Annotated in this window: 15 protein-coding genes; 6 read left to right on the top strand and 9 right to left on the bottom strand. The window is 73.3% G+C overall.

Features of this window, described 5'->3' with window-relative positions; translation table 11 throughout:
* Both SRB5_RS22880 and SRB5_RS22875 read left to right on the top strand, forming a co-directional pair.
* On the top strand, positions 1–374 hold a 374-nt coding region (locus SRB5_RS22880), incomplete at its 5' end, for a VanZ family protein (protein ID WP_194293003.1).
* 35 nt (positions 375–409) lie between these two features.
* Complete coding sequence (locus SRB5_RS22875) at positions 410–1,093, top strand: class I SAM-dependent methyltransferase (RefSeq protein ID WP_323378316.1); 684 nt, start codon at positions 410–412, stop codon at positions 1,091–1,093.
* On the opposite strand, the gene SRB5_RS22870 is transcribed toward SRB5_RS22875, so the two are convergent.
* On the bottom strand, positions 1,041–3,095 hold the full coding sequence (locus SRB5_RS22870; RefSeq protein WP_153455018.1) for a SpoIIE family protein phosphatase: 2,055 nt from the start codon (positions 3,093–3,095) through the stop codon (positions 1,041–1,043). The two genes, SRB5_RS22875 and SRB5_RS22870, sit on opposite strands and share 53 nt — an antisense overlap.
* On the bottom strand, positions 3,088–3,618 hold the full coding sequence (locus SRB5_RS22865) for a potassium channel family protein (protein ID WP_323378315.1): 531 nt from the start codon (positions 3,616–3,618) through the stop codon (positions 3,088–3,090). Before SRB5_RS22865 ends, SRB5_RS22870 begins: the two co-directional genes overlap by 8 nt.
* Positions 3,619–3,736: 118 nt before the next feature.
* Between SRB5_RS22865 and SRB5_RS22860 the strand changes: the two genes are divergently transcribed.
* Genes SRB5_RS22860 through SRB5_RS22845 form a run of 4 tightly spaced genes read left to right on the top strand, consistent with a single transcriptional unit; the run spans position 3,737 to position 7,393 of the window.
* Positions 3,737–5,023: a hypothetical protein gene (locus SRB5_RS22860; RefSeq protein WP_194293002.1), complete on the top strand. Its 1,287-nt coding sequence runs from the start codon at positions 3,737–3,739 to the stop codon at positions 5,021–5,023.
* A 53-nt stretch (positions 5,024–5,076) separates the two neighbouring features.
* Positions 5,077–5,574: a DUF7144 family membrane protein gene (locus SRB5_RS22855; protein ID WP_228390336.1), complete on the top strand. Its 498-nt coding sequence runs from the start codon at positions 5,077–5,079 to the stop codon at positions 5,572–5,574.
* 48 nt (positions 5,575–5,622) lie between these two features.
* A complete protein-coding gene (locus tag SRB5_RS22850; protein WP_153455014.1) occupies positions 5,623–6,297 on the top strand; it encodes a response regulator transcription factor in 675 nt (224 codons plus the stop codon).
* Positions 6,290–7,393, top strand: a complete 1,104-nt coding sequence (locus SRB5_RS22845) for a sensor histidine kinase (protein WP_323378313.1) — start codon at positions 6,290–6,292, stop codon at positions 7,391–7,393. Before SRB5_RS22850 ends, SRB5_RS22845 begins: the two co-directional genes overlap by 8 nt.
* Here the strand turns inward: SRB5_RS22845 and SRB5_RS22840 are convergent.
* From SRB5_RS22840 to SRB5_RS22810, 7 genes are all read right to left on the bottom strand, one after another.
* The gene (locus tag SRB5_RS22840; protein WP_228390334.1) at positions 7,375–7,656 is read right to left on the bottom strand and encodes a hypothetical protein; all 282 of its coding nucleotides are present in this window, start codon (positions 7,654–7,656) and stop codon (positions 7,375–7,377) included. The two genes, SRB5_RS22845 and SRB5_RS22840, sit on opposite strands and share 19 nt — an antisense overlap.
* 35 nt (positions 7,657–7,691) lie before the next feature.
* On the bottom strand, positions 7,692–8,273 hold the full coding sequence (locus SRB5_RS22835) for an acyltransferase (RefSeq protein ID WP_153455012.1): 582 nt from the start codon (positions 8,271–8,273) through the stop codon (positions 7,692–7,694).
* Positions 8,270–8,866: a dTDP-4-dehydrorhamnose 3,5-epimerase gene (gene rfbC / locus SRB5_RS22830; protein WP_153455048.1), complete on the bottom strand. Its 597-nt coding sequence runs from the start codon at positions 8,864–8,866 to the stop codon at positions 8,270–8,272. The genes SRB5_RS22835 and rfbC overlap by 4 nt, the downstream gene beginning before the upstream one ends.
* Before the next feature lie 80 nt (positions 8,867–8,946).
* Positions 8,947–9,831, bottom strand: coding sequence for a dTDP-4-dehydrorhamnose reductase (rfbD, locus tag SRB5_RS22825; protein ID WP_153455046.1), 885 nt, complete (start codon positions 9,829–9,831; stop codon positions 8,947–8,949).
* A 26-nt stretch (positions 9,832–9,857) separates the two neighbouring features.
* The gene (gene rfbB, locus SRB5_RS22820) at positions 9,858–10,811 is read right to left on the bottom strand and encodes a dTDP-glucose 4,6-dehydratase (RefSeq protein WP_153455010.1); all 954 of its coding nucleotides are present in this window, start codon (positions 10,809–10,811) and stop codon (positions 9,858–9,860) included.
* Entirely contained in the window at positions 10,808–11,872 is a 1,065-nt protein-coding gene (locus SRB5_RS22815; protein ID WP_153455008.1) for a glucose-1-phosphate thymidylyltransferase, read from the bottom strand. Before SRB5_RS22815 ends, rfbB begins: the two co-directional genes overlap by 4 nt.
* A 104-nt stretch (positions 11,873–11,976) precedes the next feature.
* A complete protein-coding gene (locus tag SRB5_RS22810) occupies positions 11,977–12,987 on the bottom strand; it encodes a TolB family protein (RefSeq protein ID WP_153455044.1) in 1,011 nt (336 codons plus the stop codon).
* Between the last annotated feature and the right edge of the window lie 13 nt (positions 12,988–13,000).

Raw genomic sequence — 13,000 nt, 5'->3', positions numbered from 1 at the left:
TGGTCGGGATGGTGTACGGGACCCTGCCGTGGGTGTGGATCATCATGCTGCCGGGGGACGAGGACGGGGCCGTGGTGAGTCTCGTGCCGCTGCGGGATCTGGTCACCGTCGTGCAGGACGGGGCCGTGTTCCAGGTCGTCGGGAATCTGCTCGTCTTCGCCGCCCTCGGGTTCCTCGCCCCGGTGCGGTTCGCCGCGCTGGCGTCCGTGCCGCGGATGCTGGCCGTCGGGGCCGGGTGTTCGGTGGTCGTCGAGGTCGCGCAGTACGTGCTCGTGCTGGACCGGGTGTCCTCCGTGGACGACGTGCTCCTCAACGCCGCGGGCGCGGGGCTGGCGGCGGCGGTGTCGCGGCGGTGGTGGCGTACGGCAGGATGACGGCTTCAGGGAAGCGACCCCGGGAGGCGTCCACCGTGTCCGACAGCCAAGTCCCCTACTGGGACGCCGCCGCGGCCACGAAGACGTTCACCCACCCCCTCCACCCGCCCTGGCTCGACGCCCTCGGCCGGAGCGCCGCCGTCCTCGACTACGGCTGCGGCTACGGCCGCCTCACGGGAGAGCTCGAGCGGCACGGCTTCGGCGACCTCACCGGCGTCGACACCTCCCCCGCGATGATCGACCGCGCCCGCCGGCTGCACCCCGGCCCGCGTTTCGACACCCTCGACGCACCGCCGTCCGTGCCCTGCCCGGACGCCGCCTTCGACGTCGTCCTCCTCTTCGCCGTCCTGACCTGCGTCCCCGCCGACGAGGCCCAGCACCGGCTGATCGCCGAGCTCCACCGCGTCCTGCGGCCCGGCGGGATCCTCTACGTCAGCGACTACCTGCTGCAGGACGACGCACGCAACCGCGAGCGCTACGCACGGCATGACGGGGGCATCTACGGCGTCTTCGAGACCGGGGACGGCGCCGTCTGCCGGCACCACACCCGCGAGTGGTTCGCCGGCCTGCTCGCGGACTTCGACCCGGTCGACACCCGGACCATCGGCGTCCCCACCATGAACGGCCACCGGGCCGCCGGGATCCAGCTCCTCGTACGCAGAAGCGTTACGGCAACTGCTGCTCCGCCCACACCGTCTTCCCCGCCGGCGAGTGCCTGATCCCCCAGTGGTCGCTCAGCTGGCCGACCAGGAACAGGCCGCGCCCGCCCTCGTCGTCGTCCGCCGCGTGGCGCAGATGGGGGGAGGCGCTGGAGTTGTCGGTGACCTCGCAGATCAGGGTCTCCTCGCGGATCAGGCGCAGGCCGATCCGGCCCCGGGAATAGCGCACCGCGTTGGTGACCAGCTCGCTCGTCACCAGCTCCATGCCCGGCGCCAGCTCCTCCAGGCCCCACGCCATCAGCTGGCCGGTGACCAGATGGCGGGCGGAGGACGCGCTCTGCGGGGCCGGGGGCAGGGTCCACGACGCCACCTGGTCCGGGCCCAGGACCCGGGTCTGCGCCAGGAGCAGCAGTACGTCGTCGGCGGCGGGCCGTTCGTCCGGCAGCAGCGCCGACACGGCCGCGTCGCACGCCTCCTGGAGGGAGCCGGTGGACTCCAGCGCGGCGGCGATCCTCGCGGGTACGACGGAGTCGCCGCCCTCCTCCTCCGGCTCCCGGGCGAGCGCCTCGCTGTACAGCGCGAGGACGCTGCCCGGCGCCACGGAGTACACCGCCGGCTCGTACCGGGCCTCCCCCCGCCCCAGCTTCGGGCCGCGGCCCCCGGTCAGGACGCGCGGCGCGCCCGTGGGCGGGACGAGGACCGGCGGCGGGTGGCCGGCGGAGGCGAGGGAGCACTCGCCGGACACCGGGTCGTACACCGCGTACAGACAGGTCGCGCTGAGCGGGGCGGACTCCTCGTACACGCCCTGCGCGGTGCCCTCCGTGTGCTCCGCCTGCTCGTTCGCCAGCTGGACGGTGAGGTCGTGCAGCCGGGCCAGCAGCTCGCCCGGTTCGATGTCCAGCGAGGACAGCGCCGCGACCGCCGTACGCAGCCGGCCCATGGCGGCGACGGACGCCAGCCCGGTTCCGGCGACGTCCCCGACGACGAGGGCGACCCGCCCGCCGGACAGCCGCAGCACGTCGTACCCGGTGCCGCCGGAGGCCACCGGGAGGTAGGTGTGGGCGGTGCGCGCCGCGCTGGACACGGGCAGCCGGGCGGGGACGAAGGTGCGCTGCAGGAGGCCGGCCAGGGTGTGCTCGCGCGTGTAGCGGCGCGCGTTGTCCACGCACAGCGCGGCCCGGTCGACGAGCTCCAGGGCGATCTCCATGTCGTCGTCGTCGAAGGGCGCGTCCTCGCGCACCCGGTAGAACACCGCCAGCCCCAGCACCACGCCCCGCGCCGACATCGGTACGACCAGCAGCGAATGCGCCCCCGCCGCCGCGAGCAGCCGGGCCCGCACCTGGTCGCGCTCCAGCCACGGGTCGTCCACCCGCATCTCGCGCACCAGCCGCGGCCGGACGTCCGCCAGCGCCTGCGCCATCGGGGTGCCCAGCCCCAGCACCCGTACGGCCCCCTGCGGATAGACGCCCTCCTGCAGCGCCTTCCCGGCCCACGCGAACCCGGCGCGGCGGACGGACACCTCGACCACCGGCCCCGGCGCGGGGGCGTCGCCCAGTACGACGGAGTCCAGGATCTCCACGGCCGCCCCGGACGCCAGCCCGGGGACCGCGGCGTCGGCGAGCTCCTGCGCGGTGCGGAAGACGTCCAGCGTGGTGCCGATCGTCCGGGTCGCCGCCCGCAGCAGCTCCAGCCGGGCCAGGGCGTGGTGGCGCACGGTGGTGTCGCGGACGGCGACGGCCAGCCCGACGGGCGAGCCGCTGTCCTCCACCCGTACGGCCGACAGGCTGAGCACCTGTCCGGGGAAGCCGGCCACGTCGTGCAGGGGGACGTCCCACTCCGGCCGGCCGGAGTTCAGCACCTCCCGCAGCAGCGAGGTCACCGCGGGGGAGCCGCCCAGGCCCGGCGACGACCACTCCAGCGGCGGGGTGGCGGCCAGCCCGGGGCCGCGGTTGTTGGAGCGGATCAGCCGCAGCCGTCCGTCCAGCACGTACAGGCCGACGGGCACCCGGGTGAACAGGGTGTGCAGCAGGGCCCGGTCCAGCGGGTCCACGGGCTCATCCACGGCCTTCGGCTCCTTCGGGGCGGGCGGGCCTGCGCGCGCCGGCGAGGCGCCGCAGCCGCTGGGTGAGCGCGGTCGCGCCGGCGGTGAGGAAGACGAAGGTGTAGACGATCTGCAGCATGGTCGCGATACGTGCCCCCTGCCCGGTGGGGACGATGTCGCCGTAGCCGACCGTCGCCAGGGTGACGACCGTGAAGTAGACGGCGTCGACCCGGGTGTCGAGGCTGCCCGCGAATTCGCCGGGCGCGCGGGACAGCGCCTGGTACGCGGAGGCGAAGGTCAGCACGGTGGCGGCCATCAGCAGCGGGATGACGAGGACCGGGCGGCTGCCGGGCCGGTCCAGCATCACGCCGCGGATCTGGTGCAGCAGCAGGGCGGCGATGACCGCGAGGACGACGCCGAAGACGGACCAGCTGACCGCGGGATGGCTGGGCCCGAACCAGCCGACGGGCAGCGCGAAGTACAGGCCCGTGACGACGGCCGCCGTCGCGGCCCAGGCCACCGCCCACCCTCGCCGCGTGCTCACCGCACCGGCTCCTTCCTGCCGCTGCTCCCTGGGAGCACTCCACCACAAACCTGTCTGTGTCGCGCATTTACCGCGCATCGGATTGAGTGGTTCGCGTACATCTCCTGCGGAGGGCGCGATGAACAGTCCCGGCGAACTCGCCGCGCTGCGGGAGCGGGTGGCGGTGCTGGAGGCCGAGAAGCGGACGAAGCACCACCGGGTCCGTTCCGTGTGCTCCGTGCTGCTGATCGTGCTGGGCTGCGTGCTGGCGCCGCTGGGCACGGTCGCCGTGTGGGCGGCGCACATCGTGGGTGACACCGACCAGTACGTGACGACCGTGGCGCCGCTCGCCGACGACCCCGACGTACAGAAGGCGGCGTCGGAGCGGGTGGCGAACGCGGTGCTGGAGCACGTCGACACCGCGGCTCTGCTCCAGCAGGTCGCCCCCGAGGACCGTCCCGCGCTGGAGCGGGCCCTCGGCCGGCTCGAGGGGCCGCTCGACGACGCGCTGCACAGCCTGGTGCGGAGCACGGCCCAGCAGGTCGTGGCCAGTGACGCGTTCGCGAAGGTGTGGACGGAGGCCAACCGGGAAGCGCACGCCTCGATCGACAAGGCCCTCACGGGCCAGGGCGGCGGACTCGTCGAGCTCTCGGACAACGCCGCCACGCTCGACCTCGCGCCCCTCGTCGAGCGGGTGAAGGAACGCCTCGTCGCCGCCGGGCTCACGTTCGCCGAGCGCATCCCCCCGGTGCACACCGAGTTCACGCTGGTGCAGTCCGAGGACATCGGCAAGGTCAAACGCGGCTTCCGGCTGCTCCAGCTCGCCGGTAACTGGCTTCCCGTGATCGCCCTGGTGCTCCTGGCCGCCGGGGTGCTGACGGCGGTGGGCCGGCGCCGGGCGCTGATCGCCGCCGCGCTGGGGACGGTGCTGGGGATGCTCCTCCTGGGGCTGGCGCTGACGCTGGCCCGGCCGCTCTACCTGGACGCGCTGCCGGCGGGCGTGTCCCGGCCGGCCGCCGGGTCCGTGTTCGACATCCTCGTACGGTTCCTGCGCCGGGGCGTACGGATGGTCGCCGTCCTGGGCATCGTCGTCGCCCTCGGCGCCTGGCTCACGGGCGGCGGCCGGTGGGCACGCTCCGTGCGCGGGGTGTGGCGGTCCGGGATCGGGGCGGCGGCGGGGCACGCGGGGCTGCGGACGGGGCCGGTGGGGCCGTGGGTGCACCGGTGGCGGCGGTGGCTGACGTGGGCGGCCGTGGCGGCCGGGGCCGTGGCGGTGGTGCTGTGGCCGGCGCCGACGGCGATGGTCGTGGTGGGGCTGGCCCTGGCGGTGCTGGCGGTACTGGCGGTGATCGAGTTCCTCGATCCGGAGGGTCACCCGAATGGCGTAACGCCGGTGGCCGGGGAGGCGCCGCGGCCTGACGCTTGATGGCCTCGGGCCGTTCACCCGTTCGGCCCTCATTCCCGTAAGGAGTGCTGGTCATGACCACATCCACCGGGACCCCGGGCTATCACGCAGGCAGGCACGACGCCGAGGGTCGCCGTACGGACACCGCCTACCGCACGGAGGCCGGCTACGGCACGGCCCCCGAGGAGCGGGGCGCCGACTGGGCGCGCGGCGGCGTGGGCTTCGCGGGCGTGCTGATGATCGTCTACGGAGTCATCGCGATCCTCCAGGGCATAGCGGGGATCGCGCGGAACAACGTGTACGTCCCGATAGGCAACTACGTCTACGAGTTCACGACCACCACCTGGGGCTGGATCCATCTGGTCCTCGGCGTCTTCACCGCACTCGTCGGCTACGGCGTGATGAAGGGCATGACGTGGGCGCGGGTGAGCGGTATCGCACTGGCCTCGCTGGTCGTGATCGCGAACTTCCTCTGGCTGCCGTACCAGCCGCTGTTCGCGCTGGCCACGATCGCCATCGGTGTCTTCATCATCTGGGCACTGGCCAGGGACGGCTCGCACTCGAGTATGTGAGCCCTTCCCATACGCGGCCGATACACACGCCTTTGTACGATCGCCTCCATGCGTGTGCTGATCGTCGAGGACGAGCCCTTCCTCGCGGAGGCCGTCCGGGACGGTCTGCGGCTGGAGGCGATCGCGGCGGACATCGCGGGGGACGGCGATACGGCGCTGGAGATGCTGGGCGTCCACAGCTACGACATCGCCGTCCTCGACCGCGACATCCCCGGCCCGTCCGGTGACGAGGTCGCCGCGGCGATCGTCGCGTCCGGCAGCGGGATGCCGATCCTGATGCTGACGGCGGCGGACCGGCTCGACGACAAGACCTCGGGGTTCGGGCTCGGGGCGGACGACTATCTGACGAAGCCGTTCGAGCTGCGGGAGCTGGTGCTCAGGCTGCGGGCGCTGGACCGCCGGCGCGGTCACCACCGGCCGCCGGTACGGGAGCTCGCGGGCCTGCGGGTGGACCCGTTCCGCCGCGAGGTCCACCGCGACGGGCGGCGGGTGGCGCTCACGCGCAAGCAGTTCGCGGTGCTGGAGGTCCTGGTCGAGGCGGAGGGCGGGGTGGTGAGCGCCGAGACCCTGCTGGAGCGGGCGTGGGACGAGCACGCGGACCCGTTCACCAACGCCGTGCGGATCACCGTCTCGGCGCTGCGCAAACGGCTGGGGGAGCCGTGGGTCATCGCCACGGTGCCGGGGGTCGGCTATCGCATCGAGGCGGGTGACGGGCGTGGATAGGGCGCCGGGACCGAGCGTCCGCGCCAAGCTGACGCTCAGCTACGCGGGGTTCATCATGTTGGCGGGGGCGCTGCTGCTGGCGGCGGTGTGGCTGTTCCTGCTGCGGTACGTGCCCTCGCGCGCGCTGCTCGTCGACGCGGACACCACCGGGACCGGGGTCTTCCCCGTACGGTCCGAGCTGCTGCGGGTGTTCGCCCCGCGGGCGGCGGCGGTGTTCGCGGGGCTGCTGGTGTTCGGGCTGGTGGGCGGATGGTTCCTCGCCGGGCGGATGCTCGCGCCGCTGACCCGGATCACGGACGCCACACGGCTGGCCACGGGCGGTTCGCTGTCGCACCGGATCCGGCTGCCGGGGCGCGGGGACGAGTTCCGGGAGCTGGCGGACGTCTTCGACGGGATGCTGGAGCGGCTCGAGGCGCATGTGGGCGAGCAGCGGCGGTTCGCCGCGAACGCGTCGCACGAGCTGCGGACGCCGCTGGCGGTGTCGAAGGCGCTGCTGGACGTGGCCCGCAGGGACCCGGCCGCCGCCCCCGACGACCTCCTCGACCGGCTGTCCGCCGTCAACACCCGGGCGATCGCGCTCACGGAGGCGCTGCTGCTGCTGAGCCGAGCCGAGTCGTTCACCCCGGAGCCCGTCGACCTGTCGCTGCTGGCGGAGGAGGCCACCGAAACGCTGCTCCCGCTGGCGGAGGGCCGGGGGGTCACGGTCGAGACGACGGGGGACATCGCCCCCGCGCTGGGCTCACCGGCGCTGCTGCTGCAGCTGACGACGAACCTGGTGCAGAACGCGATCGTCCACAACCTCCCGGAGGGAGGCACGGTCCGGGTGACGACGTCGGCGCATCCTGCGGCGGCGGTGCTGACGGTCGAGAACACGGGGGCGCTGATTTCTCCCGGGGTGTCGGCCACGCTCACCGAGCCCTTCCGCCGGGGCACGGACCGCCTCCGCGGCGACCACGCGGGCGCGGGCCTCGGCCTGGCCATCGTCAGCACGATCACGCGCGCCCACGCCGGGACGCTGACGCTCACACCGCGCGCGGGCGGGGGGCTGCGGGTGAGGGTGGAGTTGCCGTACGGGGATCAGATCTCGAAGTCCTGATAGCCGTACCGGGCGTGGTGATCGAACATGCGGCCCGACAGGGTCGCGTCCTCGTCCTCCGCGTCGTCGTCCGCCTCGAAGTCGTATCCCACCGGCTCCTCGGGGCCCGTGAACGTGATGTCCGGGTAGCCCTTGACCGAGATCGTGACGAACGGATGCAGGTCGATCGACGCCGTCTGCTTCCCCTGCTGGTAGACGTCCAGCGTCAGCCGGGCGCCGCCGGGGTCGACGCCGAAGGCCAGGTCGTAGAAGCTGCGGTTCATACGGAAACGCTAACGGCCGCCACTGACAATCCCGTTCACCGCTCGCCCAGGACCCCGTCCTTCTCCTCGTACACCGCCCCCGTCCGCGGGCACTCCCACACCCCCTCGGCGACCGGCGTCAGCCGGACCCCCGCGCGGCCCACCCACGCGACGCGGCGGGCCGGGACGCCCATCACCAGGGCGAAGTCCGGGACGTCCGACGTGACCACCGCGCCGGCGGCGATCAGGGACCAGCGGCCGATCGTCACGGGTGCCACGCACACCGCGCGGGCGCCGATCGCGGCTCCCTCCCCGATGCGGACGGCCGTCATCTCCCAGTCGGCGCCCCCCTTGAGGCGGCCGTCGGGGGCGACCGCGCGGGGGTGGTGGTCGTTGGTGAGGACCGCGGCGGGGCCGATGAAGACGCCGTCGGCGAGGACGGCGGGTTCGTAGACCAGGGCGTGGTTCTGGAGCTTGCAGTTGGCGCCCATCCTGACGCCGGGGCCGACGTACGCGCCGCGGCCGACGGAGCAGTTGGGGCCGAGGCGGGCGTTCTCGCGGATCTGGGCGAGGTCCCAGATCGTCGTGCCCTCGCCGAGGACGGCGGTGGGGTCGACCTGGGCGGTGGGGCGGATCATCGTTCCTCCAGGGACGTCCGGTACGCCACGCAGTCGTCGTACGACGGGAGCAGACCCGTGCGGACGGCGTCCGCCAGGCTCGGGGCCTTCGCGTCCTTCGGGGAGAGCAGCGGGGTGAGGCCGGCCGGCCAGGTGATCGCCAGGTCGGGGTCCAGGGGGTCGATGCCGTGTTCGCGGGCGGGGGCGTAGCCCTCGGAGCAGAGGTAGACCACCGTGGCGTCGTCGGTGAGGGCCATGAAGGCGTGGCCCAGCCCCTCCGACAGGTACACCGCCCGGTGCGTCACATCGTCCAGCCGCACCGCCTCCCAGCGGCCGAAGTGCGGCGAGCCCGTACGGATGTCCACCACCACGTCCAGCACGGCGCCCCGTACGCACGTCACGTACTTCGCCTGCCCCGGCGGTACGTCCGCGAAGTGCACGCCGCGCAGCGTGCCGGCGGACGACACCGAGCAGTTGGCCTGCGCCAGCGCGAGGGGGTGACCGGCGGCGGCCGTGAAGCCGGGGCGCCGGAACCACTCGTGGAAGCTGCCCCGCTCGTCGGCGAACACCCTGGGCTCGTACACCCAGGCGCCGGGGATATCCATGGGGCGCATTGCGTCAGTCACGTTCGCCTCGCGAATTCGCCGGGGCCGGTCCAACGGCCGGGGGTCCGGGGGTTGTCCCCCGGGAAGACTCAGTAGTCACGTTCGCCTCGCGAATTCGCCGGGGCCGGTCCGCCGGCCGGGGTCCGGGGGTTGTCCCCCGGGTCGGTAAGGGCGGGCATCGCCTCGCGAAGCGCCGCGCGCCAGTCCCGCATCGGCGCCATCCCCGCCGCCCGCCAGCGGTCGTGCCCCAGCACGCTGTACGCCGGGCGGGGCGCCGGCCGCGGGAAGGCCGCCGTCGTCGTGGGGCGGACGCGCGACGGATCGGCGCCCGCCAGCGCGAAGACCTCGCGGGCCAGCCCGTACCAGGTCGTCGCCCCCGCGTTCGTACCGTGATAGGCCCCCGGCGGCGCCGTCCCCGCCACGGCCGCCTGCCCGAGGGCGATCAGCCGCGCGGCGAGGTCCGCCGTCCACGTCGGCTGGCCGTACTGGTCGTCGACCACGTCCACCGTCTCCCGCGTCCCCTCCAGCCGCAGCATCGTCCGGACGAAGTTCCCGCCCCCCGCCCCGTACAGCCACGCCGTCCGTACGACATAACCGCCCGCCGCCAGCACCGCCCGCTCCCCCGCCAGCTTCCCCCGCCCGTACGCCCCGCGCGGGCCCGTCGGCGCGTCCTCCGCGTACGGGGTGTGCGCGTCGCCGGAGAAGACGTAGTCCGTCGAGACCTGCAGCAGCACGGCACCGGTGTCCCGGGCGGCGCGCGCGAGGTTGGCGGCGCCCTGTCCGTTTACCAAAGACGCATCCGCCTCCCGGGTCTCCGCGTCGTCCACGGCCGTCCACGCCGCGCAGTTGACGACGACGGACGGCCGCACGGACCCCACCAGGGCGCCGACCGCCCCCGCGTCCGTGACGTCCAGCTCCGGCCGCGCCACCGCCACCGCCTCCGGCAGCCGCGCCAGCACGTCCGCCGCCAGCATCCCCCCGGCGCCCGTCACCAGCCAGCTCACCGCAGCGGCTCCCACCAGGCGCGGTGCTCGCGGTACCAGTCCACCGTCTCCGCCAGCCCCTCGTCGAAGTCCCGCCGCGGCGCGTAGCCCAGCTCGGCGCGTATCTTGCCGCAGTCCACCGAGTACCGCCGGTCGTGCCCCTTGCGGTCCGGCACGTACCGCACGCGGTCCCAGCCGGCGCCGCAGACCGCGAGCAGCCGCCCGACCAGCTCGCGGTTGGACAGCTCCGTGCCGCCGCCGATGTTGTAGACCTCGCCCGCCCGGCCGCCGGTACGGACCAGTTCGATGCCGCGTATGTGGTCGTCGAGATGCAGCCAGTCGCGGACGTTGCCGCCGTCGCCGTAGAGCGGAATCGTGCCTCCGTCGAGCAGCGCGGTGACGAAGAGGGGGACGGCCTTTTCCGGGTACTGGTGGGGGCCGTAGTTGTTCGAGCAGCGCGTCACGCGGACGTCGAGGCCGTGGGTGCGGTGGTACGAGAGGGCGATCAGGTCGGAGGCGGCCTTGCTGGCGGAGTACGGGGAGTTGGGGGCCAGCGGATGCGTCTCGGGCCAGGAGCCCGCGTCGATGGAGCCGTACACCTCGTCGGTGGAGACGTGCACGAAGACGTCCACCCCCGCGCGGTGCGCGGCGTCGATCAGGGTATGGGTGCCGAGGACGTTGGTGCGTACGAACTCCGCGCCGCCGTCGATGGAGCGGTCGACGTGCGACTCGGCGGCGAAGTGCACCACCTGGTCGTGCTCCGCCGTCAGCTTCCCGACGAGCTCCGCGTCGCAGACGTCCCCCCGCACGAACGCGAACCCGGGCCGGTCGCGTACCGGATCGAGGTTGGCCGGGTTCCCGGCGTACGTCAGCTTGTCGAGCACCGTGATGTCGGTGCCGGGGGCCAGGACCGTACGGACGTAGTGCGAGCCGATGAAGCCGGCGCCGCCCGTGACGAGGATGCGGGTCATGCGATCTGCACCTTGCTGTGGTCGCCGAGCACCAGCCGGTGGGCGGCGGGGTTGCGCGGGGCGGGGGTCACTTCGACGTTGCGGCCGATGAGCGAGGCCTCGACGCGGCGGACGCCGATGACGCGGGAGCCGCCGAGGACGATGGAGTACTCGATCTCGCTGTCCTCGACGTGCACGTCCCCCGCGATGGAGGTGAAGGGACCGACGTACGAGTTGCGGATCACGGTCCCGGCGCCGACGACCGCGGGGCCGACGATACGGCTGCCCGTCACCGTCGCGCCGGGGTCTATCCGTACCCGGCCGATGATCTCGCTGGCCGCGTCGACGGTGCCCTCGACGGCGCGTTCGGCGGACTCCAGCACCGAGCGGTTGACCTCGAGCATGTCGGTGACGCTGCCGGTGTCCTTCCAGTAGCCGCTGATCGTGGTGGAGCGGACGTCGTGGCGGTGGTCGATGAGCCACTGGATGGCGTGGGTGATCTCCAGCTCGCCGCGGGCGGAGGGGCGGATGTTCCGTACGGCCTCGTGGACGGCGGCGGTGAAGAGGTACACGCCGACGAGGGCGAGGTCGCTCTTGGGGTACTCGGGCTTCTCCTCCAGGGCGATCACCCTGCCGCCCGCGTCGAGTTCGGCGACGCCGAAGGCGCGGGGGTCGGAGACCTTCGTGAGGAGGATCTGCGCGGCGGGGCGGTCGGCGCGGAACTGTTCGACGAGGCCGGTGATGCCGCCGACGACGAAGTTGTCGCCGAGGTACATCACGAAGTCATCGTCGCCGAGGAAGTCCCGCGCCACGAGCACCGCGTGCGCCAGGCCCAGGGGCGCGGGCTGCGGGATGTACGTGACGCTCAGCCCGAACGCGGAGCCGTCGCCGACGGCCGCCTCGATCTCGGCGGCCGTCTCGCCGACGACGATGCCGACGTCCGTCACGCCGGCGCGGGCGATGGCCTCGAGGCCGTAGAAGAGGACGGGTTTGTTGGCCACCGGGACCAGTTGCTTGGCCGAGGTGTGCGTGATGGGTCGTAAGCGGGTCCCCGACCCGCCGGCGAGCACAAGAGCCTTCATGTCGTCATCCCCCCCAGGATTCCGGCCGCCGCGGCAGAGCATAGCCGCCTTGTCGGGTATGCGGCCTGGTTCAGTAAAAACGCCCTTGAATCGCCATCACCGGTTCACCTCGGACCGGCTGGGGATCCGCGCAGTACTGGATTGAAGGCTCCCGTCATGAGCTTCCGCGGCTTGCCCGATCCGTCCGCCCGCGTCGTCCACAGGTCTGTGGACCGGTCCCCCGCCGGGATCGCGTACGCGACGGTGTCGTTGTCGAGCCACACCGCCTGGTCGTCCACGCTGCGGCGCTCCGCGAGGGGCGTCTCGCGCATGGTGCGCAGGTCGAGGACGTGTTCGCGCCAGAGGGAGGCCCCGTTCATGACGCGCTTCTTGTACGCGATCCGCGTGCCGTCCGGCGACAGGGAGGGGCACTCGACGTTCTCGTGGAGGGTGGTCATCCTGCGCTCGCGGACGGAGCCCCGCACCAGATACGTCCGCCGGGCGGTGTTGAAGGTCGCGTAGAACGTGTCGTCGTCCTTCGCGAACGTCACGCCCCAGAAGTTCGCGTCGGCCGCCCGTACGCGCTTGCCGTCGCGGACGACGGTGAAGTCCTCGAGGTTCTTGGCGAGCTTCCCGCTGCGGGTGTCGAGGACGGACGTACGGGTGGTGAAGTACGCGCTGGAGTACGACTCCCCGCTGACGAACACCGTCCAGGCGACGAACCGCCCGCTGGGGGAGACCCGGGCGCGGCTCGGGACGCCGGCCAGGTCGTACGTCCGCACGGTGCGCAGCCGGGCGTCGAGGATGCGGGCGCGGTGGGTGGGCTTGAGGATGCCCGCCTCGGTCTGCAGACAGACGCCGGTACCGGCGGCGGCGTGCCACCGCTCGCACCTGACGCCGGACACGGTACGGACGCCGTCCGGGTCGCCGGCCGGTACGGAGACCAGCTCGTCGCGGTGCGGGCCGGGGGCGGTGCTGCGTACGACCATCCGGCCCGCGTCGGTCAGGGCGACGGTCCCCGCGGCGAACGCCGGCCCGCCCGCCCGCGGCCGGTTCGCGTCCTGTGCCCGCCCCACGGCGTACAGCACGAACCCGGCGGCGACACCCCCGAGCACCACCACCGCCACGACCAGCATCACGACACGGCTC

Origin of the sequence: Streptomyces smaragdinus (assembly GCF_009604385.1) — a bacterium.
Classification (GTDB): domain Bacteria; phylum Actinomycetota; class Actinomycetes; order Streptomycetales; family Streptomycetaceae; genus Streptomyces; species Streptomyces smaragdinus.
This window is presented reverse-complemented; position numbering and strand designations above follow the sequence as displayed.